Source organism: Micromonospora globispora (assembly GCF_003857015.1).
GTDB classification, from domain to species: domain Bacteria; phylum Actinomycetota; class Actinomycetes; order Mycobacteriales; family Micromonosporaceae; genus Micromonospora; species Micromonospora globispora.
Genome location: NZ_QGGF01000486.1, coordinates 1 through 398 on the forward strand (window position 1 = coordinate 1; position 398 = coordinate 398).

Consider the following 398-nt stretch of genomic DNA (forward strand, 5'->3'; position numbering starts at 1 on the left):
CGCCGTGTGCCGCCGTCCCGGGCGCGAACCCCCTTCCCGGACTGGTTTCGGCAGCACCGGCGCGGGCACTTCACCGCCCATGCGTGCAGAGGACAGCAGGCCCCCGGCCGCCACCATCACCCCCTACCCGGACGGCCCGCTGCTGGTCCGCGGCGACTTCGCCCTGGTCACCCCCGAGGGACGGTCCATCGAGACGCGGCGGGGCACGGTGGCGCTCTGCCGATGCGGCAAGTCGGCTTTGAAGCCCTTCTGCGACGGCACCCACAAGGCGATCAACTTCCACGCCGGCACCGACCGCCAGGGCTGACCGCCCGGTGGTGCGGCGCCGGAGGATGCCCCGGCGGGTCAGGCGACGGCGGCGAGCCGGCCGGGCGCGGCGCGCTCCGCCGGCACCGTGG

Annotated in this window: 1 protein-coding gene; it reads left to right on the top strand. The window is 76.1% G+C overall.

The window, feature by feature from the left end; all coding sequences use genetic code 11:
* Window positions 1-79 precede the first annotated feature (79 nt).
* Entirely contained in the window at window positions 80-307 is a 228-nt protein-coding gene (locus DKL51_RS25980) for a CDGSH iron-sulfur domain-containing protein (RefSeq protein WP_109947261.1), read from the top strand.
* Window positions 308-398 lie beyond the last annotated feature (91 nt).